The following is a 26,969-nucleotide window of genomic DNA, read 5'->3' as shown; positions in this document are numbered from 1 at the left end:
TCAGTCGCTCCCTTGCTCGCGCGCACTGCCGCGCTCTTCGGCATCGGGTACGTGGACCGCCGTCTCCAGTTCCTGGAGCGCGTGCCCGGACGCGTGGTCGTAGAGGGTGAAACGGAGCTTGTGCGCCCCGTGCTCCCGTGGGGTGAACGAGAACACGGCGGGCGGGCCACCGGGTGTGTACTCCACGACGACGGGGAGTACGACCGCGTCGGTGCGGCAGTCCGCCACCACCTCGATCCGGTCGAGATCGGGCGCCGCCACGTCCGCCTGCCGCTCCAGACGCACCTCGACGGACGATGTCGTGCCCACGGCGGCGTCTTCGAGGAGCGTGAGTCTGGGCTGCCAGGCGGGCCGTGCGGTACGCAGGCGCCAGCGCAGTTCCCCGGTCTCGGGGTGGTCCGCCCCGAAGACCCGCTCCCAGCGGCGCAGCAGGTCGTCCTGCCGGCCGGGGTCGACGGGATCGTCGGTCTCCAGGCGGGCGAGCACCAGCTCCGCCTCGCTCTCCAGGGTGTCCGGGTGGTCGGCCCCCAGCACCCGGGAGCGCCCCGCGTGCACGGCTTCCAGCAGGGTGACGGCGTCGGCGCGGTGCTCCAGGTCGGAGAGCAGGCGGGAGAGTTCGACGGGGAGGCTCGGCAGGCGGGCGCCCCGGCGGTCGGCGTAGAACTCGACCACCAGGCGCAGCCGGACGAGATCCTCCTCGGCCTCCAGCGACTCCGGCGTGAACCCCTCGGTCCCGTACTCCCCGGAGGGTTCGAGGGCCGCCGCCCGCAGGTGCACCCGGACCAGTCCGCCGATGTCCTGCGGCCAGTCGGTGCCGGGCTGCCGCCGGCCGACGTCGCGGAGCAGGCCCTCCAGCACCGTCCTCGCCTCGTCCGGTTCCCCTGCCTGCAACAGCGCGTGCCCCAGGACCGCCGAGGTGTCCCAGGTGCGGCGGTGACCCGCGCCGAAGAGCCTTACGGTGTCCCGCGCCGCCTGCCTCGCCAGGTGCACCGCGCGATCGGTCAGCCCCGAATCGGCGAGTACCCAGGCCACGTTGCCGCGCACGTGCGAGGTCCACCCGTGTTCCTCGGCGAGGACCTCCTCGCACTGCTTGAGCAGCTCCTCCAGGACGGGGAGGGCCCAGGCGAGGTCGCCGGTCTCCCAGATGGCGAAGGCCAGGTTCGCGCGGCAGGCCACGCTCGCGACGTGGTCCGCGCCCCGGATCCGGTCACTGTCCTCGGCCAGTTCGAGCAGATGCCGCACGGCGCGCTGCCGCTCACCCGCCAGACGCAGCGAGTAGCCGAGGTCCAGACGGGCGAGAAGTGTCGAGGCGTGGTCGGGCCCGAGCGCCCGGCCGAAGTCCCGGACGAGTTCCTCGCGGAGCCGCAGCCCTTCGCCGATGTCGCCGGCGTACGTGTGCGTGCGGGCCAGCTTGGCACGGGCTCGGAGCGTACGCGGATGGTTCTCGCCCAGGGCCCGGCCGCACACCGCCACGAGATGTAGGGCGGCGCGCAGGCCGGGCTGGGCGGTGGAACCGCCCAGCAGGACCCAGACGAGGTCGTCGCGGACCTCCAAGGTGTCGGTGTGCTCGGTGCCCAGGAGCCGTTCGTGGTCCGCCAGCAGCCGCGAGAGATCCCGGAGGGCCCCGGTGCGGTCGCCCGCGAGCTCGCGCTGCCTGGCCAGGACGGCCCGGGCGGCCAGGGTCTCGGCGTGCGACGTGCCCTGGACGCGGGTCCGGTCCGCCACGACCGACTCGTTCAGCGCGATGGCCTGCTCGTACTCCTCCGACTCCTCGAAGGCGAAGGCGAGCATGGCGCGTGTGTTGATCGCCGCGACGTGCGCCTGCCCCTGGAGTCGCACGCGGTCGTCCAGGAGGGAACGGTAGCCGGTGACGGCGCGCCGAACCTGGCCGGATCGCGTCCATGCGTAGAGCAGCCAGGAGCGCGCGTTCAGGGTGTCCGTGTGGTCCTGGCCGCGTACGCGGACGTAGTCGTCCACCAGTGGCCCGGCCAGCTCCTCGGCGAGGAGGTGGTTTCCCGCCGCGACGTGGCCGGCGACGATGTCGAGTCTGAGGCCGAGTGTGCCGGGGTGGTCGTCGCCGTCGCGCTCCGCATGCTTCTCCAGCACGGCCATCAGCGTGGACAGCGAGGCCTCGTGGCGTCCGGCCGCCCGCTGGGCGAGGCCCAGGTCACGCCGCGCGGAGAGGGTGCGCTGATGGCCCGGCCCCCAGGCCCGGCTCCACGCGGTGACCACCTCTTCGTACAGGGCGATGGCCTGCTCGTGGTCCTGGGCGGCTGAACGGGTGTCCGCCAGGTTCTCGGTGACGAGCAGGGTCGCCGGCGCCTCGTCCCCCAGCAGCCGGCGGCGTGTGGCGAGCAGCCGGGTGAACACCTCGATGGCCTTGCGGTGTTCGTCCGCGCCCAGGTGGGACAGCGCCAGCCAGTTGTACGTGTCCAGAGTCGCGGGCGCCTCCGGGCCGAGCAGCCGTGTCCGCTCGTCGATCAGACGCTCGCACTCCGCGATCGCCCGGTCGTGACGGCCGGCGGACCGCAGGACCCAGGCGCGCAGGTCACGGGTGCCGAGGGTCTGCGGGTGGTGAGGGCCGCGCGCACGGGCACGGTCCGCGACGAGGGCGTCCAGCAGGTCGAGTGACAGGTCGAACTCGGAGGCCGCGTGGTGGGCCACGCCGAGCCGCTCGCGGATGTGGAGGGTCCTCGGGTGGTCCCGGCCGTGCACCCGTGTGTGGTCCTCGATCAGTGTGCGGTAGGCCCGGACGGCGTCCGTGTGGCGGCGCTCCGCCGCGTACAGCTCGGCGAGTGAGCGCCGGACCGCGAGGATGCGTGGGTGGTCGGAGCGCAGGAACCCCTCCATGTCGGACAGCAGGCTGCGCAGTTCCCCGACCGCCTGGGCGTGCCGCCCGTCGTCCTGGAGGGTGAAGGCGAGGAGTTCACGCGTCCCCAGGACGTGCGGGTGCTCCGGTCCGAGCAGTTTGGTCCGGTCGTCCCGGACTTCCGTGAGGAGCCTGATGGCGTCCTTGAACTCGGTGGCCGCGCGCAGGGTGGTGGCCAGGCCCCCGCGTGCCGTGAGCGTCGCCGGATGGTCCCTGCCCTGCGCCCTGGTCCGGTCGGCCACCAGTTTCCCGCGCTCCTCCAGAGCGCGGCGGAGGTCCCCGGACAGCTGCAGGGCGTAGGCGAGGGCTCCACGGGCCCGCAGGGTGTCCTGGTGGAACTCCCCCCGGACCCGCGTGTAGTCCGCGATCACCGCGTCGTAGCAGGCGGTCGCCTGCGCGTAGTCCTCCCGGAGCCGGTGCACCACGGCGATGTCGTTGCGGTAGTCCAGCGTCGCGGGGTGGTCCGGGCCCTGCGCCCGCGCGCTGTCCTTGGCCAGCGACTCGAAGGAGGGCAGCGCCGCGTCGGGCCCGTCGGCGTCGACGACGGCGTAGGCGAGGTCCTGCCTGCTGCGCAGTGTGTCCGGGTGATCCGCCCCCTGTACGCGTGTCCGGGCGCTCACCACCTCGGTGTAGATCCCGACCGCGGCCCTCGGGTTCTCCGCCGCGAGATGCGCGGAGGCGAGCCAGCCACGGCTGGTGAGGGTGTCGGGGTGGTCGGGGCCGTGCACGGAGCTCCGGTCCTCCACCGCCTGCGCGTAGAGGCGCAGCGCCGTCGCGTGGTCGCCGGCCGACCGGTAGGCGTAGGCGAGGTTGGTGCGACTGGTGAGGGTGTCCTTGTGCCGCGGGCTCAGGATGCGTTCACGGTCGGCCACGACCGCCTCGAACTCCCTGACCGCGTCCACGTGACGCCCCGCGGTCTGCAGCGCGTACGCCAGGTCGTTGCGGCTGCGGAGCGTGTCCTCGTGGTCCGGGTCCTGCACGCGCAGACGGATGGTGACGACCGCCTGCAGCTCCCTGACCGCACGCATCACCTCGCCGGCCTTGCGGTAGGCGTACGCCAGACGTTCACGGCTGGCCAGGGTCTCCGGGGCCTCGGGACCGGAGACCGTCGTGCGGTCGAGGAAGAGGTCCTTGCACAGGCTGATGGCCGCGACCGGATCGCCCGCCTTCGCGTGGAGTTCGGCGAGGCGGTCACGATGGCTGAGCACGGGCTCGCGGTCGATGCCCAGCAGGCGCGTACCGCAGTCCACGACCCTCTGCATCAGCGGGATGGCCAGGACGTGCTGCTCGCGGGCGACCAGCTCCTCGGCGCCTTGGCGGTACATGGCGACCAGCCCGGCGTCCGCCTCGGCGTCGTCGGCCGTTCCCGTGGCCGCCAGTGCCTGGATGTGGGTGAGGAACGGGCGTACGCCCCCCGGCGCGGCGCTCACCGCGGCGGCCAGGGCCCGCTCGGCGCGTCCCCGGGCGTCCGGCACCTGGGTGGCCGCCGCCTCCCGCAGCGTCCGCTGGAGCAGCCGGTGCAGGGCGATCCCGGCGGGCCCCATGGTGACGAGGTGATAGTTCCGCAGCGCCTGGAGGGCCGCGTCCGTCTCCTTCGGGCTGCCGTCCATGTGCTTGAGCACGGAGAGGGGGAGGGCCTCGGGGGCGTACCAGGCCAGCGTGTGCAGCATGGACACCGCCAGCGGGTGCCGGGTCCGGATGGCCTCCAGACTGGTGCGGCAGATCCTGGCGACGGCGCGGGCCGCCGCGCTGTCACCGCTGAGCCCCACCTCCGCCTTGTGGGTCAGCTTCGTCCGGTAGGCGGCGAACCCGGTCCTGGTCTCGCGCAGATAGGCGCGCGCCTGGGCGAGCGCCAGGGGCAGATATCCGAGGTCGTCCGCGAGTAGTTCCGCCTGCGCGCGGTCGGCCGGGGTGCGCCCCGCCGGGGCGGCCCCCAGCCCGTCCTGGCCCGTCGCGGGCGCGCACAGCAGGTCCACGGCCGCCTGGTGGCTGAGCACGTCGAGGCTGATCAGCTCGGCGCCCTCGGGCCAGCCGGTACGGCACCTGCTCGTCACCAGCTGGTGTCCACGGGACAGGAGTCGCCCGAGGAACGGGGTGAGGTGCTCGGGCCGTTCGACGTTGTCGTAGATGAGCAGCCAGCTGGGGTGCTCCTCCAGCCAGACCAGCGCCCACTCGGTGCGTTCCACCGGTGTGGCCTGCCTGGCCCAGTCCGGGTACAGGGTCAGCGCGAGGTCGGCCAGCCCGGAGGCGATCTGCTCCTCGCTCTCGGAGGTGATCCACCAGACGAGGGTGTACTCGTCGCGGCGCTCGTGTGCGTAGTGCAGGGCCAGCGCCGTCTTGCCGATGCCGCCCAGGCCGCTCACCGTGGTCGTCGACTTCTGGGTGATGACCCCGCCGCCGTCCGCCAGGGAGGCGGCCAGCCGCGCGAGGGCTTCCGTACGGCCGACGAAGGGCTGCTTCGAGGAGGCCGGCAGATTGTCCAGGGGCTGGTCGGGGGTGATCCGTGCGGCGGCCGCCTTCGCCTCGCCGGACAGGACCGTCGTGTGCTGCTCCGCGTGCGGATCACTGCCGGGGCGGGAGCTCTCGCCCTCTTGGCCCAGCAGGGCCTGACCGCTGCGGACGACCTCTTCCGCAGCGGCGCGCGACTGCTCGGTGATGATCATCGCTCCCCCAGGCTGCTGACCACCTCGTGCACGTCTCTCCCTCTCCGTGCCGCATGCACCGCCAGGTGGCGGGGCGCCGGGCAATCCCGAGAACGCGTGAGACGTGGGAAGGTCACTGTAGGGAGGCGGCGCAAGGCTGTCACGCACGCCGGCCCGCCACCGGAGAGAACCGGCCAACTCCCCTGATCGCGACGTGCGTTCGCGTGCATCGCCGGCGCCTTCGGCTCACTCGTCCCCCGGCGGGACGGCGCCCGGGTACGTACGGGAATCCCGGCACTCGGCCGTGGGACCGGCGGCGGGCAGCATCTCCCGCCCTCGTGCCGGGCGGGACCCCCCGGTCACCGGGTACCGTGCCCGACGGGACCGGGGCCTGTCGCGCCGGGACCGGCGCTGTGCAGTGATCCGCAGGCGGACGCGCGGCGTAGCGGTGTGCCGGGCGTGGAGCGCGCGGTCCGCCGGCGCCTGCGACCGAGACGGAGGCGGGTGCGGCCATGGGTGACATGTGGACCGGGGAGCGGATACGTCTGCGAGGCGTCGAGCCCGAGGACTGGGAAGGCTTTCGCGACCTGGCCCGGGACACGCACGACGCCCGCAACGCCGACCTCGTCGAACCTCCGCGCTCCGCCGAGAGTTTCCGCGCCTGGACCGCCGAGCGGGCCGGGCGCCCTCCGGGTGGCGACGCCTTCCGGCTGGTGATCGAGGAGCTGGCCGGCGGGACGTTCGCGGGGGCCGTGACGGTCGGCGAGACCGACAGCCGCGCGGGCCGGTTCAGGACGGGCATCGAGATCAGCCGTGCGCACCGCCGCATGGGGTACGCGGCCGAGGCGACCGCACTCGTCCTCACCTACATGTTCGCCGAACAGCGCTGCAACAAGTGCGAGGTGGAGGTCTACGCCTTCAACGAAGCCTCCCTCGCCCTGTACCGAAAGCTCGGCTTCGTCGAGGAGGGGCGGCTCCGCCGGCACGAGTACTTCGCCGGCGCCCACCACGACGTCGTGCTGTTCGGCATGACCGCCGACGAGCACTGGGCCGCCCACCCGCGCCCGTCGCTGCGCTGACCCCCCGGGTGCTCACCCGGACGGACACCTAGCCGATGGTCACCACCCGTGCCCAGGGCGGCGGCCCGTCCGGGACGTACTCGGGGTCGGACTCGTCGTAGGACGAACGCCCGTGGAGCCGGCCGAACAGGCCCACCACCGTCCGGCACTGCGGGCGCTGTGACGGCCACGGAGTCTGGCCGTCGGTCAGGAGGACCACGACGTCCGGGCGGGGGCGGGTCTCCAGAGCACGGGCGAACCCCGCGCGCAGGTCCGTCCCGCCCCCGCCGAGCAGCTCGACCCCCTCGGCCCCGCCGCACAGGGGACGGACGCGGCCCGCCGCGGCGTCGCACGGCAGCACGCCCACCAGGTCCCGGCGCCCGCCCAGGGCCCGGGAGATCGCCGCCACCTCCAGGAGCGCGCTGCCCAGTTCGGCGTCGCTGACCGAGCCCGAGGTGTCGATCACGACGACGACCCGGGTCGGCCTGCGCCGCAGGCTCGGCAGGACGGCGCCGGGAACCACCGCGGAACGCCGCGCGGGCCTGCCGTACACGTAGTCCTCGCCCGCACCGGGCGCGGACGCCGCCGCCCGGACCGCCGATCCCAGCAACTCCCGCCACGGCTGCGGTGGGTGGAAGGCCCCCTCCGCCCAGCGCCGCCACCCCCGGGGCGCGTTCCCAGGGTGGCCGACGATGCCCTGCGCCACCCTGAAACGCACCGCGTCCCGCTCCTGCGCGCTCAGTCCGTGCGCGCCGTCCGGCCCGAGGTCCCACGCCCGCCGCAGCCCGTCCGCGCCGCTGCCGCACTCCAGCCACGCGAGGTGAGCGGTGTGCGGGCCGAGCCGGAACTGGCGGAGGTAGTCCTCCATCAGCTCGCCGTCCTGGAGCCCGAGGGACGCAGGACGGACAGCGCCCTCGGGAGCCACCAGGCCGTCGCCGAAGATGTCGTCGTTGATCTCGCAGTCCGCCGCGATGTTCATCCGCAACCGCTCCGCCGCGCCGCTCAGTTCGTGCCGGCGCGCGTACCGGTCGCTGCGCCCGTGGTGGTCCCGCAGCAAGTGCGACACCTCGTGCACCCACACCCCGGCCAGCCTCTCCACAGAGGTGCGGTCCACGAAGCCGGGGGAGACGTAGCACCGCCAGTACGCATCGACGGCCATCGTCGGCACCTGCCGGGACTCCACCGGCTGCAGGGCGAACAGGGCCGTCGCCAGGTACGGCCGCACGCGGGCCGCCTGCAGCCGGGCAGCGAAGAGCTTCGCGGTGTCCAGGGTGCCCTCGGGAGAGTCATGAGGGGGCCGCGTGGAGCGGGCCGGCCCGGGGGCGCGGGGGAGCGGGGGCCGGGGTGCGGCGGACGGGCCGGGGGATGCCGCGCTCATCGGCCCGCCCCGGTCATCGTGAAGGCGCGGGCCTTCGCCAGGTCGGCGCGCCGGGACACCGACACCGCTCCCGCGAGTCCCTCGATCGAATCCGGCACCTCCCAGTCGTCACGGCGCAGGGACGCGAGCGTCTGCGCGGGAACGACCAGCAGGTCCGGAGCACCGGTGTTCGCCGCCCGTGCCAGCAGCGCCCACGCGGCGTCCCACCGCTCCCGCTCCGGGCGGGCGCGCACCGCCGCGACCACCGCGTCCAGCGCCGCCTGGCGCAGGTCCCCGCGTTCGGGGAGTTCCGCGTTCTCCGGGTCGGCCAGCAGGTCCTCCGGATCCGGCAGGTCCATCCGGTCCAGGTAGGACAGGAACTCCAGGCCGGGGCCGTCCCCCACCGTCCCCCTGACCAGCATGGACAGGACGTCGCGGGAGGCGCCTGCGGCGGTGGCGAAGGCCGTCAGGCACAGAGCCATGTCCCAGCTGCGCGGCGACGGCCACGCCCCGCCGCGCCGGGCTTCGGTGGAGGGCAGCTGATGCACGAGAGCGGGCCGCGCGCCCAGCAGTCCGCACACGGCGCGGCGGGCGAAGGCGACGGCCTCGGGCAGCCTCTCGGCGTCGAGCGTCGGCAGCACGGCCCGGGGCCAGACTCCGCCCAGGCCCCGCACCACGACATCGGGGTCGTGCGCCCACTGGAGATGGACGAACCGGTTGGCGAGCGGCGGGCTCAGCTCCCAGCCGTCGGCCGCAGAGGACCGCGGATTGGCGGCGGCCACGATCCGTACGCCCGGCGGCAGACGCAGCGCGCCGACCCGGCGCTCCAGCACCAGCCGCAGCAGCGCCGCCTGCACCGCGGGCGGGGCGGTGGACAGTTCGTCGAGGAAGAGCAGGCCGCGCCCCGCCCGCACCAGCCGTACCGCCCAGTCCGGCGGGGCCATGGGGACGCCGTCGGTCGCGGGATCGTCCCCGATGACGGGCAGACCGGAGAAGTCCGAGGGCTCGTGCACGCTGGCGATCACCGTCGTCAGCGGCAGATCCAGCGTGGTGGCGAGCTGGGTGAGGGCGGCGGTCTTCCCGATGCCGGGCTCACCCCACAGCAGCACGGGCAGGTCGGCCGCCACCGCGAGGGTCAGCGCCTCCAGTTGGGGGTCCTGGCGTGGAGCGGTGGCCGTGTCGCGCAACAGGGCCAGCAGCGCCCCGGACACCTCCAGCCGGGAGGCCGGTCCGGACGGGGAGTGCGGCCGATCCCCGGCCGTGTCGGCCGAGGGGCCCTGCGGGACAGCCGCAGGCGGGGTGCCGGGCGCGGATCCGATCGGCGGCGTGGCAACGGGCAGCGGGGTGTACGTGGTCATGAGGCATCACCTGAGGGGTCGTCGAAGGAGACCGCGGCCCGGAGGTACGGGCACGCGAGAGGGGTGTACGTCACGTTGTGTGTCACAGGTGCGGGCCGGGCGGCGGCCCCGCGGAGCCGTCGCCCGGTGCGGTCAGTGGTAGAACGCCTGCCGGGGGCGCGAACGGTGGACGCCGGCGCGGAAGCGGGCCCGCTCACGCGGACCCTCCTTCGGTCGCGGATCGGCCAGCCCGGCCCTGAACAGGCCGTAGGCCACACGCTGCTGGGCGGCGTCCCGCAGCATGTCGCGCAGGTCGCCCTCCCTCAGACGCGCCCCGGTGCCGACCAGGTCCTCGATCCGCGCCAACGCGCCCGCCGTGTCCCCGTGTTCCAGCCGGTCACGGATGTCGGTGAGCCCGTCCGGCCGGCGGTGCGCCGCGTCGATGGCCTGGAGACAGGGGAGCGGCGTGCCGGTCAGCGCGGCCAGCAGCTCCTCGCGCCGGATCTCGGCCGGTCCGTGGTCCAGCGCGACCAGCTCCCCGTCGACCAGAGCGATCCGGTGACGGGCGCCCCGGCAGTCCACGACACGCGGTGGCGCGAGGCCGTCCGCGTCCACCCCGGAGCCGGCGGGCGGTTGCCCTCCCGGAGCCAGTGCCGCCGCGACCAGCGGATGCAGCCGGTCCGCCCCGATGCTGCCGCTGCGCAGCAGCGCGAGGTCGGGCAGCACCCAGGTGGCGGCGTCCGGCAGGACCGGCAGCCCTGTCCGGGCGCTCGCGAGGACGACCTCGGCCGACCTCACCTCGGCCGTTCCACCGCCCGCCCCTGAGGCGCCGGGGGAGACGCGTACGTCCAGCAGCACGCGGCGCCGGGCTCCGACGCGTACGGAGACCCGGCCCCCTCCGGGACGTCCCTCGGCGGCCAGCAGCAGTGCCGCCTCGTCGGCCCACCGGTCGAGCGCGAACCGCTCGGGACCGGGCACCGGCCAGGCCCACGGCGGTGCGGGCGCGGGGGAGCCGTGGTCGCCCGGTGGACCGTCGGCCCCGGAGCGGCTGCGCAGTTCGGCGCTGCGGCTCGCGTCCCACAGGTGCCGGTGCAGGTCCAGACGGAAGCGCCGGTCCGGTGTCCGGTAACGGCCGGCTGGCCCCCCGTCCAGGCCGGCCGGGTCGTGGCCGTCCCGGACCGCGAGACTGATCCGCTGACCGGCGTCCGCCCACGCGGGGGCCGTGCGCACCACGAGGTGCACCGGGCCGGCCCGTCCGGGCTCGTCGTACCGGGCGAGGGTGAGGGCCGTACCCGGTCTCAGGAAACCGCCGGGTGCGGTTCTGGGCATGTGCCACCGCAGCAGATCCGGCGCCAGACGGCGCAGGTCGGCCCGGATACGGGCGGCCGTGCCGCTGCCGTGCACCCGGGTCACGGTGCGCAGATCGAGGTCGACGTCGACTCCGGCGGCGGCGCACGCGCCCGCCCAGTCGCCGGCGGTACGCCGGGCCGTCGCGGTCTCGATCATGGAGGGCGGCACGGCGACGTCACGCACGCGCAGCCAGAAGGAAAGGCGGGAATCCCCGAACGCGGTTCCGGTGAGCATCAGCACTCACCTTGCGCGGTAGGGACCCCCAATCCGTGAACACATCGAGTAGTCATCGAGCGGGAGCGTAGCCCGGAGCCGCGGGAAGGTCCACATCTTTTTCCCGGGTGGTCCTCGCTGCTTCCCGTCGCCCGCTCCGGGCACGGCCGCCGCGACGCGTGAGCGCCTTTCGGCCGTCCGGGGCGCCCACGCGTGTCCCTGCCGGACACACCGGCCCCCACAGGCTGGCATGGGGCCCACGGCGGACGACAGGTCCGGTGACCGGCGAGGAAGGGCAGGGCGCGAGATGAAGTTCGCAGTTGTGGGAGGTACCGGGCTGATCGGCTCGCGGGTGGTCCAGGACCTGAACGAGGCCGGGCACGAAGCGGTGCCGCACTCGCTCTCCACCGGGGTCGACGTCCTCAGCGGCCAAGGACTGGACGCGGCGCTGTCGGGTGCCGACGTGCTCGTCAACCTGACCAACTCCCCGACCTTCGACGACGACTCCCCGGCGTTCTTCCGTACCTCGATGGAGAACCTCCTCGCCGCCGCCGAACGGGCGGGGACCGGGCACTTCGTCATCCTGTCCATCGTCGGCGTCGACCAGGTGCCCGACCTCGACTACTACCGGGCCAAGACGCTCCAGGAGAACATTCTCGAACAGGGCGCGGTGCCCTACTCCATCGTCCGCGCGACCCAGTTCATGGAGTTCATGGACGCCGTCCTGTCCTGGACGGCCGACACCGACACGGTCCGCCTGCCCCGCACACCGATCCAGCCCGTCGCCGCGGCGGACGTCGCCGCCGCCGTCGCCGACGTAGCGGCGGGGCCCCCGCTCGGCGGCATCCTCGACATCGCGGGCCCGGACGTCTATCCCCTGGACGAACTCGGGCGGCTCACCCTCACCTTCAGGGGTGACGGGCGAACGGTGACGACCGACGACACCGCGGGTATGTTCGCGGCCGTCCCCGGTAGCGTGCTCACCGCCGGTGGCGGCGCCCGCATCGCCACCACCCACTACACCGACTGGCTCGAGAACGCCTGACAGGGCTTCGGGAACGGCGGCGGCGCACACGACGCTTCGGAGCGTGAGGGGACGGGAGAGGGCCCGGTCGAGGGGCGCGGAGATTGGAAGGAGGAAGACCCACTCCTTTCCATGCTCAAGGTATAGCGCACAGGGGGCCTTGCGGCAAGGCCCCCTCAGTGGCGCAGAATCGGCGGCCGAACCCGGAACCGAGGGAAATCGAGGGTCACGAATTGCGTGTGCTGCTGGTGGCGTACGGGTCACGCGGAGACATCGAACCGATGGTGGGACTCGCGCTGTGTCTGCGGGGCCTCGGATGGGAGGTGCGGGTCTGCGCACCGCCGGACTTCTCGGAACTGCTGGAGGGTGCCGGCCTCCCGTTCGCGCCGCTCGGCGCCCCGTTGCGCCCGATGGTGGAAGGGGAGGTGACGGGGACGAAGCCCCTGGCGCCCGCGGGCCTGCCTCAGCGGGCGGCGGCGCTGACCGCATCGGCGTACGAGTCGGTCGCCGCCGTGGCCGACGGGTGTGACGCGGTCCTGGCCACCGGGCTGATCCCGGCCGGGGCGGGTGCGCGGGCGGCGGCCGAGAAGCTGGGCATCCCCTATGTGTGGGTGGCCTACTTCCCGACCTACCTGCCGTCCCCGCACCACCCGCCGTTCGCGTACGCGGGACGGCCGTTCCCGCCGGAGGTGACCGGCAACCTGGACCTGTGGGACCTGGACGCCGAGAACATGAACGCGCTGTTCGGCGAGGGGATCAACACCCACAGGGCCTCGGTCGGCCTGCCCCCGGTGACCGACGTGCGCGGCCACGTCTTCACCGGCCGTCCGTGGCTGGCCGCGGACCCGGTGCTGGCCCCGTGGACCGAGTCCCAGGGCTTCGAAGTGGCGCAGACGGGCGCCTGGTTCCGGGCCGGAGAACTCCCGCTCCCCGACGACGTGGAGAGGTTCCTCGACGCCGGGACCCCGCCCGTCTACGTGGGCTTCGGCAGCATGCCCATGCGGGACCCGGAGGAACTGGCCCGGGTGACGGTCGGGGCCGTACGCGCGCAGGGCCGCCGCGTCCTGCTCTCGCGCGGCTGGGCGGACCTCGCCCTCGTCGACGGGCAGGAGGACTGCCTCGTCGTCGGTGAGATCGACCAGAAGGCGCTGTTCCGCCGGGTGTCGGCCGTCGTGCACCACGGCGGGGCGGGTACGACGACGACAGCCGCGCGGGCCGGCGCGCCCCAGGTGGTGGTGCCGCAGATCGCGGACCAGCCGTACTGGGCGCAACGGGTGGCCGCGCAGGGCATCGGCGTGGCCCACGACGGCCCGGCTCCCACCCTGGACTCCCTCTCCGATGCGCTCCGTGCGGTCCTCACCCCGGAGACCCGCGTCCGGGCCGCCGACGTGGCGCGGACGATCCGCACCGACGGGACGAGCGTGGCCGCGCATCTGCTGACGCGGGTGATCGGCGGGGAACGGCCGCCTGCCTCCGCCTGACCCCTTCCACGGGCAACCCGTGCCGTGCCGCACGGCCGTCCGGACATCACCTCCTTGAGTCACCTCCGTGAGTCCGTGACCGGCGCCGTGCCGCACGGCCGCCCGCACCTCCCGTCCGTCTGAACCACCCGCCCGCCCGCACCCCCTCCCACGCCGGTCACCCACGCGAGGCCTCCACGCCACGAGCGTGGCCGGCCCTCATCGGAGCTGATGCTGTGAACACCCACCCCCTGACCACCAGTGCGTTCGACCTTCCCGACCGTCTCTCCTCCAAGGCCGACGCGACGCTCATCGCCCGTGACGAGGAGCACTTCGCGGCTGTCGCCGAGTGCCTGAAGGAGTCGGTCGCCGACCTTTCCGACCGCCTCGACGCCGCGCGAAGAGCGCCCGGCGGTGTGGGCCGGGAGGCCATGGAACGGGACGTGGAGATCCACCGCCTGACCAGCCGCCTGCGCACGCTCCGCCGGTTCGGCCTCGACCTCTGCCTCGGGCACATGGCAGGCGCGGACGGCTCCGAGCCCCTGTACGTCGGCCGTCTCGGCCTCACGGACAGCACCGGCCGCCGGCTGCTGATCGACTGGCGCTCCCCGGCGGCCGAGCCGTTCTTCGGGGCCACCCACGCCAACCCGATGGGCCTGGCCAGCCGGCGCAGGTACCGCTGGAACAGCGGCCGGATCAGCGACTACTGGGACGAGGTGTTCACCCCGGAGGGTTTCGCCGGGCACGCCGCGCTGGACGACCAGTCCGCGTTCATCGCCAGCCTGGGCAGCAACCGGTCCTCCCGCATGCGCGACGTGCTCGGCACCATCCAGGCCGACCAGGACGCCGTCATCCGCGCGGGGTCCAAGGGCGCTCTCGTCGTCGACGGCGGTCCGGGCACGGGCAAGACGGTCGTCGCCCTGCACCGCTCGGCCTATCTCCTGCACTCCGACCCGCACCTCGGCCACCGCAGGGGCGGCGTGCTGTTCGTCGGCCCCCACCAGCCCTACCTGGGTTACGTCGCCGACGTCCTCCCCAGCCTCGGGGAGGAGGGTGTGCAGACCTGCACCCTGCGCGACCTCGTGGCCGAGGGGGCCGGGGCCGGGACCGAGCCCGACCCGGACGTGGCACGCCTCAAGTCGTCCGCCGATCTGGTGAAGGCTGTCGAGGCGGCCGTGAGGTTCTACGAGACGCCGCCCGACAAGGGGCTGAGGGTCGAGACCCACTGGTCCGACATCTGGCTGAGCGCCGCCGACTGGGCCGCCGCGTTCGACGCGGCCGATCCGGGCGCCGCGCACAACGAGGCCCGCGACCAGATCTGGGAGGAACTGCTCACGATCCTCGTGGACAAGCACGACGGCGACGCCCCCGAGGAGGCCCTCCGCACGTCACTGCGCCGGAACAGGGACCTCTTCGCGGTCCTCGACCGTGCGTGGCCGCTGCTCGACGCCGCCGATCTCGTCGGAGACCTGTGGACGGTCCCCGCCTACCTGCGCATGTGCGCCCCGTGGCTCGGGCGCGACGACGTGGCACGGCTTCAGCGGGCAGACGCCCGCGCCTGGACCGTGTCCGACCTGCCGTTCCTGGACGCGGCGCGGCAGCGGCTCGGGGACCCCGAGGCGTCGCGGCGCAAGCACCGGCACAGCGCCGCCGCGGCCGCCGAGCGCGCGCGGATGGCCGATGTCATCGACTCCCTCCTCGCCGTCGACACCCTCCGCGACGCCGATGCGGACAGCGAGGGCGCGGTGGCGATGCTGCACGGCCAGGACCTGAAGGACGCCCTGGTCGACACGGACGGTGCCGGCGAGCTCGAACCGGACCTGCTCGCAGGCCCGTTCGCGCACGTCGTCGTGGACGAGGCGCAGGAACTGACCGACGCGGAATGGCAGATGCTGCTGATCCGCTGCCCGTCCCGGAGCTTCACCGTCGTCGGGGACCGCGCCCAGGCGAGGCGTGGGTTCACCGAGTCCTGGAAGGAAAGGCTGGAGCGGGTCGGCCTGGACCGGATCACCCTGGCCTCCCTCGGCATCAACTACCGTACGCCGCACGAGATCATGACGGAGGCCGAGCCGGTCATCAGGGCCGTACTGCCGGACGCCAACGTGCCGTCCTCCGTCCGCAGCACCGGCGTCCCCGTCACCCACGGCTCGGCGTCGGAGCTGCGCGCCGTCCTCGACGGCTGGCTCGCCGGCCACGCGGAGGGAACCGCCTGTGTCATCGGCGCTCCCGGGTTCCGGGAGACGCTTCGTGTCCGTTCGCTCACCCCGGAGCTGTCGAAGGGGCTCGAGTTCGACCTGGTCGTGCTCGTCGACCCGGAGGGTTTCGGTGAGGGCGTGGAAGGGGCGGTCGACCGTTATGTCGCGATGACCCGCGCGACTCAGGAGCTCGTGATCCTCACGAGCTCCTGAGTCACGGGCTGGAGCCGGGAGCCTGTGAGGCACGCGCCTCCCGCCCCTGGGTCACGGGCGGGCCACCGAGGCGCTGACCTCCCGGCTCACTCGAAGAACTTGAGGCTCCAGCCGGTGTCCGTGTTCGGCCCGGGGACGTTCGCGCGGCTGTAGGCGGTGCCGCCCCACCAGGCGAAGGTGCCGGTGTACCAGTACCGGTTCTCCCATGTGTACGGCGTCCCCTTCGGGACCGCGTGGAACATCAGCGGGAAGCGGGGGCCGGCCGGCGGGCTCGTGCCGATGCCGCCGTCGAGCAGGACGAAGCTGTGGTGGCCGGGGCCGTTGACGTACAGCGTCGGGTCCCAGCCGGACATCATCGTCGCGCGGTGGGAGCCGAACAGGCAGCCGTTCGACTTGTACCAGTCCCACACGTACGTCGGATCGCCGCCCGCACGCAGCCGGAGGTCGGCCAGGCAGTACTGGTCGCTCCAGCTGCCGTTGGCGGAGTACACGATGTGCAGCTGCCCGTTCGGGTCCTTGATCGCCTCGGGAGCCTCGTTGATGAAGGGGTTGCCCACCACCCTCTCCCAGCTCTCCCGGGGCTGGGAGATGACGTACCGGGCGCCGGTGGGTGTCGTCGGGCTGGTCATGCGGGCGATGTAGAGGTTCTGCTCGACGTTCGTGTCGCCCGCCCAGCCGGACCACACGAACCAGCGCTGCCCGCCGAAGGTGAACAGGGTGCCGTCGATGGCCCACTTGTCGTCCGGGAGGGCGAGCTTCGTCTCGGCGGTGTACCCGCTGTCGGGAGCGGCGGAGCTGATGACGTACATCCGGTGGGCGGCTCCCCGGCCGGCCGCGAAGTAGACGTAGTAGCGGCCGCCGTCCCGCACGATCTCGGGGGCCCAGACCTCCCCGAGACCGCGGGCGTCCGACCACACCTGCCGGGCGGGGGCCGAGGCCAGCCCGGCCGTGGAGGTGGCCTGCCGTACGGCGATACCGCCCCCGGTCGACTGCACCGAGATGTAGGTGCCGCCGACGCGGAGCACGCTGGGATCCGCGGCGCGGAGACCCGTCTGCTCCGCGAGGGCGGGATCGGCGGAGGTGAGGGAGACCGTCGCGGCGAGGATCGCGGACAGGGCAAACGCGGCGATACCGGAAAGGCAACGAGAAAGCTTCATCATCCCGCTCCATGAGGGCCGGTTGTACATCGATGAAAAGAGCGCTCTCACAGCATCCTGACTGGGCCTGAACATGTCAATGGACTGGGTCCCGGCCGGCCCCCGCCTGCTGTGCGGCGTACAGCGGTGCCCGGCCGTCCGGGGTCGGCGCCCGGCGCGCCGCCTTCGCTCCGTACGGCACCAGCGCCGGGGTCGACGGCGCGGGCGTGCCGCTCTCGGCCGCCCAGGAAGCGCTCGCGCGGGGCGGCCCATTTTCGCGCTCGTCCTGCATGGCGGGAAGCGGCTCCTGGGTCGCCTCTGCCGGCGGGTAGGCAGCTCTGGCGGGAGGTGTCACTGCCCGGCGGTGCGGCGGTGTGCGACGGGCGCGGGACGGCGCGTGGACATGGAGGCGCCGCATGGCCGAGCTCTTCGCCCCGGCGGCGGCCGTGCGGATCTCCGGCGCGGGCTCAGTGCGCGTGGACCACCCGCCCGCTTGCGTCAACTGCCCTGTTTGCGGGGGTGGTTGTGCGTGCTTCTGGGCCGGAATCCGAGCGCTCCGGTGGCGTCGGCCTCGCCCTGGGGGGCACGGCGGGCCGTCATTTCTTACGTGTCATGAACCTTGTCAGCTCGCCGGGGGTCGCTCTATTGTCGCCGACAGAAAGCGCTTTCCCCTCCTGATCCGGTGCCGGTGGAAGCGTCCGTCGCGGCGGCTCCCGTGACGGGCGCGCATGAGCCGCCACCGGCCCGGATCAGGGCTTCACCCAGGACGTCGACTCACCGCGCACCGCATGGCACACCCCATCGCGCGGCCGATGCCGACGGACTCGCACGTCCGGGCCGCGGCGTACGCGCCGCCCCGATCGCATTCAGCGGCACCTCCCAGCATGCGAAGACGAATGACGAATGGGGACACGAACATGAGACGACCAGTCGCACGGCGACTTCTCGCGGCCATGGCCACGATGGCCGTGGCGGGAGCCACCGGTGTGGTCCTGACGATGCCCGAGGCATCGGCGGCGGTCACCGGCAGCGCCACCGGTTACGCGACGCAGAACGGCGGCACCACGGGGGGTGCGGGCGGGCAGACCGTGCGGGCCACCACCGGCACCGCGATCCACACGGCCCTGTGCACCCGGGCCAGCAGCAGCACCCCGATCATCATCGAGGTCGAGGGGACGATCAACCACGCCAACACCGCCAAGGTGTCGGGCGACAGCTGCAACACCGCCGCGGGTGTGATCGAGCTCAAGCAGATCAGCAACGTCACCATCGTGGGCGTCGGCAGTGGAGCCGTGTTCGACCAACTCGGCATCCACATCCGCCAGTCGAGCAACATCATCATCCAGAACGTGACGGTCAAGAACGTCAAGAAGTCGGGCTCGCCCACCTCCAACGGCGGTGACGCCATCGGCATGGAGAGCGACGTCCGCAACGTCTGGGTCGACCACACCACCCTCGAGGCGTCGGGCGGTGAGTCGGAGGGCTACGACGGCCTCTTCGACATGAAGGACAACACGCAGTACGTCACCCTCTCCTACAGCACCCTGCGCAACTCCGGGCGCGGTGGCCTGGTGGGCTCCAGCGAGACCGAGCTGTCCAACGGCTACATCACCTACCACCACAACCTGTACGAGAACATCGACAGCCGGGCGCCCCTGCTGCGGGGCGGCATCGCCCACATGTACAACAACTACTACGTGAAGCTCAACGAGTCCGGCATCAACTCCCGTGCCGGAGCCCGTGCCAAGGTGGACAACAACTACTTCAAGGACTCCAAGGACGTCCTGGGCACGTTCTACACGGACGCCGCCGGATACTGGCAGGTCAGCGGCAACACGTTCGACAACGTGACGTGGTCCGCGCGCGGCACCGAGAACAACCCCGCGGGGCCCAACCCGACGTCCAACACCACCGTCAGCATTCCGTACGCCTTCACCCTCGACGCCGCGAGCTGCGTGCCCTCGATCGTGGGCCAGACGGCGGGCGCCAACAAGGGCCTGAAGGTGTCGGACGGCAGCTGCACGCCGCAGACGCCAAGCCCCACGCCGACCACGCCCACGCCCACTCCCACGACCCCGACGCCGGACCCGACCACGCCGACCCCGGACCCGACGCAGCCGAGCGGCACCAACCTCAGCCTCGGCGCCGGCGCCGACGGCTCCAGCAAGGCCGACGGTTCGAGCTACGGCAACGTCCGTGACGGCAGTCTGAGCACCTTCTGGTCCCCGGCGGGCTCGACCGGCTCCATCTCGATCAAGTGGGGCACCGCCACCGCCGTCTCGAAGATCAACATCCGGGAGGCCTCCGGCTCGGCCGGCAGCATCGGATCCTGGCGGGTCCTCAACGGTGACACCGGTGCGGTCCTGACCTCGGGCAGCGGGGCGGGCGCCATCTCCTTCGCCAAGACCTCGCTGAAGAAGGTCACGTTCGAGATCACCAGCTCGACGGGGACCCCGAAGGTCGCCGAATTCGAGACGTACGCCGGCTGACGGCGCGGCCCGGCCGTACGCCCTGCCACGGGGTGGCCCTGAGTCCGGGGTCCCACCCCGGCCGGGACATGCACAGGGGACGGAGGCTGTCGGACGCGACGGCCTCCGTCTTCGTTTCCGTTTCCGTCTTCGGCATCCGCTGTGGCAGCGTCTGCGGCGTCCTCGGCTGCGGCGTCCGCTGTGTTCCCGGCGTCTCCGGTGTCTGCGGGGCGAGGCGGGGTGGGGCGGGACCGGACAGCGACCCCGTGGGCCGGACAGCGAGCCCGTGGGCCGGGCCACGACGCCACCCGCCGACGCTGCCATCATGGCTCCGAGCAGCGAGCAGTCCCTTCCGCACCCCGGAGTCCCCTTTGAGCAGTGAGACCAGCGACACCCTCGACGTGCAGGCGATCCGCGCCTGCTTCCCCGCGCTGAAGGCGGGCACCGCCCGGTTCGACGGGCCCGGAGGCACCCAGACGCCCCAGCAGGTGATCGACGCGATCGCCGAGTCCCTCACCCGTCCGCTCGCCAACCGGGGGACGCTCACGGAGGGGGCTCGCAACGCCGAGGCGATCGTGACCGGCGCGCGCCGGGCGCTCGGCGATCTGCTCGGCTCGGAGCCGGAATCGGTGGTGTTCGGCCGCAGCGCCACCCAGCTCGTCTACGACCTGGCGCGCACCCTGGCCAAGGAGTGGGGTCCCGGCGACGAGGTGGTGGTGTCCCGGCTGGACCACGACTCGAACATCCGGCCCTGGGTACAGGCCGCCGAGGCGGCGGGCGCGACCGTCCGCACGGCCGACTTCGACCCCGCCACGGGCGAGCTGGGCACCGAGCACATCGAGGCCGTGCTGTCCGGGCGCACCCGCCTGGTCGCCGTCACCGCCGCCTCCAACCTGATCGGCACGTGCCCCGACATACCCGCCATCGCGGCGCTGGCGCACCGGGCCGGCGCGCTCTTCCACGTCGACGCGGTGCACTACGCCTCCCACGTCTCGGTCGATCTGACCGGACTCGGCGCGGACACGCTGGTCTGCTCGCCGTACAAGTTCCTCGGCCCGCACCTCGGCGTGCTGACCGGCCGGCCGGAACTGCTCCACAGCCTGCGGCCGGACAAGCTCCTGCCCTCCAGCGACGCCGTACCCGAGCGTTTCGAGCTGGGCACGCTGCCCTACGAGCTGCTGGCCGGGGCGACGGCGGCCGTCGACTTCCTCGCCGGTCTCGTCACCGCCGGTACGGAGGGCCGGCCGGAGCGCCTGCGCCGGGCCTTCACGGCACTCGCCGCGCACGAGGACCGCCTGCGGGGGCGCATCGAGGAGGGGCTCGCGGCTCTGGGCGGTGTCACGGTGTACTCCCGTGCGGCGCGGCGCACCCCGACCACGCTCTTCACGGTGGCCGGGCAGCGGTCCGACGACGTCTCGCGGCGCCTGGTGGAGCACGGCGTGGACGCACCCGCGGGGTCGTTCTACGCACGGGAGGCGTCCCACCGGCTCGGGCTGGGCGACGAGGGCGGCGTGCGCGTCGGACTCGCGCCCTACACGAACGACGAGGACGTGGACCGGCTCCTCGACGCACTTGCCGCGGCCTGCGGCTGACGTACCGTCATGCGAGCGGCGCGGTGGGGGTCCATGCCTCCCGCGCCGCTTCCCGCTGTCGGACGTGTGCCGGCCGGTTCAGCGCCAGTCGGGTGCGCCCGGCGCGGGCGCCCGGGCGGTCTCGATCTTCGTCCGGATCTCCCGCATCACCGCCACCACCTTCGCCTCGTGCTCGGCGCTCAGCCGGGCCACCGGTACGGAGCAGCTGATGGCGTCCACGGCCGGTGTGTCGTGGCGCAGGGCGAAACCGAAGCCCGCGATGCCGGTCACCGTCTCCTCGCGGTCGACGGAGTACCCGCGCTCGCGTATCGCGGCGAGGTCGGTGATCAGGGTGGCGTACCGGGTGTGCGTGTTCTCCGTGAAAGCCTGCAAAGGCCCCTCGGGCAGCGGTAGTCCGTCGTCCGGGCGCTCCGCGAGCAGCGCCTTGCCCAGTGCCCCGGCGTGGGCCGGGACGCGGCGGCCGACCCGGCTGATCGTGCGCAGGTACTCGTGGGACTCGCGCGTCGCGAGATAGACGACGTTCGGTCCGTCGAGCCGGGCCAGATGGATGGTCTCGCCGAGCGCGTCCGAGGCCTCGTCCAGATACGGTCGGGCGGCGCGCACGAGCGGGTCGCTGTCCAGGTAACTCGTGCCCGTGTGCAGTGCGCGGATGCCGATGCCGTACAGCGAGCCCGTCGTGTCGGTGCGCACCCAGCCGCAGTCCACGAGGGTCCGGAGCAGCTGGTACATGCTGCTGCGCGGGACGCCCAGCTCCTCGGCCAGTTCGTCCAGGCGGGCGGGCCGGTCCCCCCGCGTGGCGAGCAGTTCGAGCAGCGCGACGGTGCGGGACGCCGATTTCACGCCACGGACACCACTGTTCTCCGGCATGCGCACATCTTAAATCCGCGCTGCCGCACCCATTGACCGTGCGGTGTTCACCCGCTTAGCCTCCGTTCTCATACATGTACGCCATCTGCATATGGGGATGAGATTCGTGGAGCGGTTCAGTGCGGAAACCGACGGGGTCGCCCAGCGGCTGCGCGAGGGCATGGCGGGCGGCGTGCTGTCCTTCCCGCTCACGAGCTTCCGGGACGACGGACGTCTCGACCTGGACGCCTACCGGACGTATCTGACCGCGCAGTTGGCCACGGACCCCGGCGCGGTGTTCCCCGCCTGCGGCACGGGGGAGTTCGGCGCGCTGGACGAGGACGAGTACCGCGCGGTCGTCGCGGCGACCGTCGAGATCGCCGACGGTCGCCTGCCCGTCGTCGCGGGCACCGGCTACGGCTGGGCGCAGGCGCTGCGCTTCGCCCGCATCGCGGAGGAGGCCGGTGCCGACGCACTCCTGGTCCTGCCGCACTACCTCGTCGCCGCCCCGCAGGACGGTCTGGTCGAGCAACTGCGCCGGATCGCGGACGGCACCAGGCTGCCGCTGATCGCCTACCAGCGCGGGCAGGTCACCTTCACGGCGGACGGCGTACGCCGGATCGCGCAGATCCCCGGGGTCATCGGCCTCAAGGACGGGCACAGCGATCTCGACCGGCTCCAGCGCCTCACCCTCGCCGCGCCCGACGGCTTCCTCTTCTTCAACGGCGCGGCCACCGCCGAGATCCAGGCGCGGGCGTACGCCACCGTCGGAGTCCCGGCCTACTCCTCGGCCGTGCACGCCTTCGCCCCCGAGATCGCCGACGCCTTCTTCACCGCCCTGCGTGCGGACGACGGTGCGACCGTGACCACCCTGCTGCGGGAGTTCTACGTCCCGCTGGTCGAACTGCGCGACCGGGCCCCCGGGTACGCCGTCTCCCTGGTCAAGGCCGCCGCCCGGCTGCGCGGGCTGCCGGTCGGGCCCGTACGCGCCCCGCTCACCGACCTCGGTCCGGCCGACCTCGCCGACCTGGAGAGGGTCCTCGACACCGGTCTGGGGCTGGTCGGCGCCGTGCGCCGGCGTACCGCCTGAGGGGCGCCCGCCCGCCTGTCCGCCCCGCCTGCTCCGGCGCGTAGCCGGAGCAGGCCGGCCGACAGCTCGACCGTTCAGACAGCTCGACACGTTCGACAGTTCGAAGGGGAACTGACATGCCGCTCCTCGTGGTCGGGATCAGCGTTCTGGTGCTGCTGCTCCTGATGACCCGCCTGAAACTCAACGGTTTCGCCGCGCTCCTGCTCGTCGCGGTGGGTGTGGCCCTCGTGCAGGGCATCCCGGTGGTCGAGATCCCGGACGTGCTCTCCACGGGCATCGGGGACCAGATCGGTGACACGATGCTCACCATCGGGCTCGGCGCCATGGTCGGCCGGGTGATGGGCGACTCCGGAGCCGCCCAGCGGATCGCGGGCCGGCTGCTCGACGCCTTCGGTCCGCGCGGCGTCCAGTGGGCCATGGTGGTCACGTCCATGCTCATCGGTGTGACCATGTTCTACGAGGTCGCCTTCATCATCATCGTGCCCATCGCGTTCACGCTCGTCAGGGTCACCGGGGTGAACCTGCTCTGGGTGGGCCTGCCGATGTCGATCTCCCTGTCCACGATGCACAGCTTCCTGCCCCCGCACCCCGGGCCCACCGCCGTGGCCACGACCTTCCACGCGTCCGTCGGCCACACCCTCTTCTACGGCCTCTTCATCGCCGTACCCGCCGGCGCGCTCGTCGCGCTCCTGTGGCCGCGCCTGCCGTTCGTCCGGGCCATGAACCCCTCCATACCCAAGGGCCTGGTCAGCGAGCGCGAGTTCACCGACGAGGAGATGCCCGGCATGGGCTGGTCGCTCTTCGTCGCCCTCTTCCCGGTGGTCCTGATCGCCGGGGCCGCCGTGACCGACATGGCCGTCTCCGGCGAGAGCCCTCTCCTGCACGTCGTCGCCTTCGTCGGATCGGCGCCGATCGCGCTCCTGCTGGCCCTCCTGCTGGCCCTCTGGGCGTTCGGACCCCGCATCGGCCGGAGCCTGGCCGACGTCAGCGCCTCCTGCACCTCGGCCGCCCAGGCCATGGCGATGATCCTCCTGGTGATCGGCGCGGGCGGCGCGTTCAAGAACGTCCTGGTCGAAGGCGGGATATCGGACTACATCAAGGACGTCACGGAGAACTGGTCGGTCTCGCCGATCATCCTGGCGTGGCTCATCGCCGCCATTCTCCGCGTCGCGCTGGGCTCGGCGACGGTCGCCGTCGTCACGGCCTCCGGGGTGGTGCTGCCGCTCCTGGCAGGCAGCGGGACCCACCCCGAGATGATGGTGCTCGCCGTCTCCTGCGGGTCGATCGCCTTCTCCCACGTCAACGACCCCGGATTCTGGCTGTTCAAGGAGTACTTCAACCTCTCCGTCATCGAGGCGATCAAGGTCCGCACGGGCTACACGACGGTGCTCGCCGTCCTCGGCCTCGGCGGCGTACTGGCGGCCGAACGGACCCTCGACGTCCTCGGCCTCTGAACCACCCGACCTCAAGCCCGCCCCTCGCGACCAAGGAACCCGACCAGCATGAGCCAGCCCACCGTCACCCACTACGCCGTCTACCCCGTCGCGGGCCGCGACAGCATGGAGCTCAACCTCTCCGGCGCCCACGGCCCGTTCTTCACCCGCAACATCGTCGTCCTCACGGACTCCCAGGGCCGCACGGGCCTCGGGGAGGTGCCCGGCGGCGAGAAGATCACCCGGACGCTGCGGGACGCCGAGTCACTGGTCGTCGGCGCGAAACTGGGCGACCACCAGCGTGTCCTGCGTGAGATCGGCAGCCGCTTCGCCGACCGGGACTCGGGCGGGCGCGGTGCCCAGACCTTCGACCTGCGGACCACCGTGCACGCCGTCACCGCCGTCGAGTCGGCGCTGCTCGACCTGCTCGGCCAGCACCTCGAGGTGCCGGTCGCGGCCCTGCTGGGCGACGGTCAGCAGCGCGACTCCGTACGGGTACTGGGCTACCTCTTCTACGTGGGCGACCCCGACCGCACCGACCTGGACTACGTCCGGGAGCCGGACTCGGACGTCGACTGGTACCGCGTCCGTCACGAGGAGGCCCTCACTCCGGAGGCGATCGTCCGCCAGGCCGAGGCGGCGTACGACCTGTACGGTTTCCGGGACTTCAAGCTCAAGGGCGGAGTCCTCCCGGGCGCGGAGGAGGTCGGGGCGGTGCGCGCGCTCAAGGACCGCTTCCCCTCGGCGAGGATCACCCTGGACCCGAACGGCGCCTGGTCCCTGCGCGAGGCGGTCGAGCTGTGCGCACCCCTGGCGGGCACGCTCGCCTACGCCGAGGACCCCTGCGGTGCGGAGAACGGCTACTCGGGGCGCGAGGTCCTCGCCGAGTTCCGCCGCGCCACCGGGCTTCCGACGGCGACCAACATGATCGCCACCGACTGGCGGCAGCTGACCCATGCCCTGGCCCTGCAGTCGGTCTCCATCCCGCTGGCCGACCCGCACTTCTGGACCATGCGGGGCTCGGTGCGGGTGGCCCAGCTGTGCAACGCCATGGGGCTGACCTGGGGCTGTCACTCCAACAACCACTTCGACATCTCGCTGGCCATGATCACGCACTGCGGTGCGGCGGCCCCCGGTGACTACAACGCCCTGGACACGCACTGGATCTGGCAGGAGGGCCTGGAGCGGCTCACCGTCACCCCGCCCCGCATCGCCGACGGCGAGATCGCCGTCCCCGAGGCCCCGGGCCTGGGCGTCGAACTCGACATGGACCGCCTCCTCGCGGCCCACGAGCTCTACCGGAAGGAGGCGCTGGGGGCCCGCGACGACGCGGCCGGCATGCAGTACCTCGTACCAGGCTGGACGTTCGACGCGAAGCGGCCCTGCCTGGTGCGGTAGGCCCGGCCGCGGGCCGGGTTGCGGAAGCGCCGGCTGCCCTGCTCGACCTGCGCTCGGGGGACCCCGGCCACGGCGACGAAGGCCATGCCGCTCTGGTGGACGCCGTGGTGCGGGCGACGGCGACGCGGCCGGTCGCACGCTCCGCGAGGAGCTCGAACGGACGCTCGCTCAACTCCGCTCCCTCTAGCCGGCATCCACGAGGCGGAGACGGCGCCGCCGACCGGCCGGGCCGAGCAGTCCGGTGAGGCCCTCAGTGCCCGTGCGGTGTCCCCTCCTCGTGGCCGTCCGCCGGAGCGGTGGGGGCGGGGGTCTGCGCCGCTGTCCCCGCGTGCACCGTGAAGGCCACCGTGCGGACGGTGCCTTCGTGCTTGAAGTCGAGGAACAGGCGGTACGCCGCCGAGCCGGGCGCCGTGGCCGAGAAGGTGACGCCCGGGCCGGGCTCGGTGGCGCCGTCCCCGGGTTCGCCTTCCGGGTGGACATGGAGATAGGCGAGGTCACCGGCCCGCAGAGCGACGAGGTGCCCGTACGCGCCCAGATAGGGCTGCAGATCGGTGACGGGCCGGCCGTTCTTGCGCACCGTGAAGGTGAGGCGCTCCGGCGCTCCGGGGTGCAGGGTGCCGTTCAGCGAGACCGTGTAACCGTCGACGGTGGCCGTACGGGCGGGCTTCGGGAGTTCCGCCGGCTTGTACGGACCGGAGACGGCGAGCTCCGTCCCCAGGGTGAGCCCGGTGGCCTTCTTCCCCGCGGGGGTGAAGTCGGCGAAGACCCGGTAGGGGCCCGCCTCGGGCAGGCTCACGGGGGTGCTCCAGGTGCCGTCGGCCGCCCGGGTGGGGTGCAGGTGCCGGTAGGTGGTCAGATCGCGGGACGCGAGGATGAGGTGCAGTTCCTTGTCGTGCTCGCGCTGGAACGCGGTGACCTGTTCGCCGTCGCGGTCGCGGATCGCGAAGCGCAGCTCGCCCTCGCGGTCCGCCTCCACGCGCGGGGTCTTCAGGTCGAAGGTGTAGCCCCCCTCGGAGGCGCGGAGGCCGCCGGCCTCGGACGCGGCGCCGCCGTCCTCGTCCCCTGAGTGCCGGGACGTGCTCTCCGTATGGGACCCGGTCCCGGTGTGCGCGGCCTTCCCGGGGGGCCCGGACGGCTCGGGGCCGACGGTGGCCCCCACTCCCCAGGCCACGCTGAACGACGCGGCGAGCGCGGCGGTGAACGCGGTCATCTTCGCGGCGGTTCTCATGACTGCTCCTGACGTCTGCGCGGAGGGGTCCCGCGATGGTCCGACGCATCTGAGCGTATA

Annotated in this window: 16 protein-coding genes; 9 read left to right on the top strand and 7 right to left on the bottom strand. The window is 72.9% G+C overall.

Features of this window, described 5'->3' with window-relative positions; all coding sequences use genetic code 11:
- Entirely contained in the window at window positions 1–5,532 is a 5,532-nt protein-coding gene (gene fxsT / locus ACFYQ6_RS15365) for an FxSxx-COOH system tetratricopeptide repeat protein (RefSeq protein ID WP_388763271.1), read from the bottom strand.
- 491 nt (window positions 5,533–6,023) lie between these two features.
- On the opposite strand from fxsT, the gene ACFYQ6_RS15360 reads away from it, so the two are divergent.
- Window positions 6,024–6,590, top strand: coding sequence for a GNAT family protein (locus ACFYQ6_RS15360; protein WP_361576009.1), 567 nt, complete (start codon window positions 6,024–6,026; stop codon window positions 6,588–6,590).
- Between the two features lie 28 nt (window positions 6,591–6,618).
- Here the strand turns inward: ACFYQ6_RS15360 and ACFYQ6_RS15355 are convergent, their stop codons facing one another.
- From ACFYQ6_RS15355 to ACFYQ6_RS15345, 3 genes are all read right to left on the bottom strand, one after another.
- Window positions 6,619–7,947 (bottom strand): VWA-like domain-containing protein, encoded by a 1,329-nt coding sequence (locus ACFYQ6_RS15355; RefSeq protein WP_388763269.1) that lies wholly within the window; start codon window positions 7,945–7,947, stop codon window positions 6,619–6,621.
- Window positions 7,944–9,284: a MoxR family ATPase gene (locus ACFYQ6_RS15350; protein ID WP_361576015.1), complete on the bottom strand. Its 1,341-nt coding sequence runs from the start codon at window positions 9,282–9,284 to the stop codon at window positions 7,944–7,946. The genes ACFYQ6_RS15355 and ACFYQ6_RS15350 overlap by 4 nt, the downstream gene beginning before the upstream one ends.
- Window positions 9,285–9,416: 132 nt before the next feature.
- Window positions 9,417–10,847, bottom strand: a complete 1,431-nt coding sequence (locus tag ACFYQ6_RS15345; protein WP_388763267.1) for a hypothetical protein — start codon at window positions 10,845–10,847, stop codon at window positions 9,417–9,419.
- 286 nt (window positions 10,848–11,133) lie between these two features.
- Between ACFYQ6_RS15345 and ACFYQ6_RS15340 the strand changes: the two genes are divergently transcribed.
- From ACFYQ6_RS15340 to helR, 3 genes are all read left to right on the top strand, one after another.
- Window positions 11,134–11,871, top strand: a complete 738-nt coding sequence (locus ACFYQ6_RS15340) for an SDR family oxidoreductase (RefSeq protein WP_388763265.1) — start codon at window positions 11,134–11,136, stop codon at window positions 11,869–11,871.
- A 212-nt stretch (window positions 11,872–12,083) separates the two neighbouring features.
- Window positions 12,084–13,331, top strand: coding sequence for a glycosyltransferase (locus ACFYQ6_RS15335; RefSeq protein WP_388763263.1), 1,248 nt, complete (start codon window positions 12,084–12,086; stop codon window positions 13,329–13,331).
- 215 nt (window positions 13,332–13,546) lie between these two features.
- On the top strand, window positions 13,547–15,718 hold the full coding sequence (helR, locus tag ACFYQ6_RS15330; RefSeq protein ID WP_361576027.1) for an RNA polymerase recycling motor ATPase HelR: 2,172 nt from the start codon (window positions 13,547–13,549) through the stop codon (window positions 15,716–15,718).
- An 86-nt stretch (window positions 15,719–15,804) separates the two neighbouring features.
- On the opposite strand, the gene ACFYQ6_RS15325 is transcribed toward helR, so the two are convergent.
- Window positions 15,805–16,875 carry a glycoside hydrolase family 43 protein gene (locus ACFYQ6_RS15325; protein WP_388763261.1) on the bottom strand — a complete coding sequence of 357 codons (1,071 nt, stop codon included), beginning with the start codon at window positions 16,873–16,875 and terminating at the stop codon, window positions 15,805–15,807.
- A gap of 896 nt (window positions 16,876–17,771) precedes the next feature.
- Here ACFYQ6_RS15325 and ACFYQ6_RS15320 point away from each other — a divergent pair.
- A complete protein-coding gene (locus tag ACFYQ6_RS15320; protein WP_388763260.1) occupies window positions 17,772–19,343 on the top strand; it encodes a polysaccharide lyase family 1 protein in 1,572 nt (523 codons plus the stop codon).
- 350 nt (window positions 19,344–19,693) lie between these two features.
- Window positions 19,694–20,914, top strand: a complete 1,221-nt coding sequence (locus ACFYQ6_RS15315) for a cysteine desulfurase-like protein (RefSeq protein ID WP_388763258.1) — start codon at window positions 19,694–19,696, stop codon at window positions 20,912–20,914.
- 78 nt (window positions 20,915–20,992) lie between these two features.
- Here the strand turns inward: ACFYQ6_RS15315 and ACFYQ6_RS15310 are convergent, their stop codons facing one another.
- A complete protein-coding gene (locus ACFYQ6_RS15310) occupies window positions 20,993–21,781 on the bottom strand; it encodes an IclR family transcriptional regulator (RefSeq protein WP_388763256.1) in 789 nt (262 codons plus the stop codon).
- Window positions 21,782–21,887: 106 nt separating this feature from the next.
- On the opposite strand from ACFYQ6_RS15310, the gene ACFYQ6_RS15305 reads away from it, so the two are divergent.
- From ACFYQ6_RS15305 to ACFYQ6_RS15295, 3 genes are all read left to right on the top strand, one after another.
- The gene (locus tag ACFYQ6_RS15305; protein WP_361576042.1) at window positions 21,888–22,850 is read left to right on the top strand and encodes a 5-dehydro-4-deoxyglucarate dehydratase; all 963 of its coding nucleotides are present in this window, start codon (window positions 21,888–21,890) and stop codon (window positions 22,848–22,850) included.
- 116 nt (window positions 22,851–22,966) lie between these two features.
- Complete coding sequence (locus tag ACFYQ6_RS15300; RefSeq protein ID WP_361576045.1) at window positions 22,967–24,304, top strand: gluconate:H+ symporter; 1,338 nt, start codon at window positions 22,967–22,969, stop codon at window positions 24,302–24,304.
- Between the two features lie 48 nt (window positions 24,305–24,352).
- Window positions 24,353–25,681 carry an enolase C-terminal domain-like protein gene (locus ACFYQ6_RS15295; protein ID WP_361576048.1) on the top strand — a complete coding sequence of 443 codons (1,329 nt, stop codon included), beginning with the start codon at window positions 24,353–24,355 and terminating at the stop codon, window positions 25,679–25,681.
- Between the two features lie 250 nt (window positions 25,682–25,931).
- Here ACFYQ6_RS15295 and ACFYQ6_RS15290 read toward each other — a convergent pair whose 3' ends face one another.
- Window positions 25,932–26,909 (bottom strand): hypothetical protein, encoded by a 978-nt coding sequence (locus ACFYQ6_RS15290; RefSeq protein WP_361576051.1) that lies wholly within the window; start codon window positions 26,907–26,909, stop codon window positions 25,932–25,934.
- Window positions 26,910–26,969: the final 60 nt, after the last annotated feature.

It is taken from the genome of Streptomyces sp. NPDC005494, from assembly GCF_042872025.1.
Taxonomy (GTDB): Bacteria; Actinomycetota; Actinomycetes; order Streptomycetales; family Streptomycetaceae; genus Streptomyces.
Note: the sequence above shows the minus strand (reverse complement) of the source record. Positions and strands in the feature narration are given on the sequence as shown.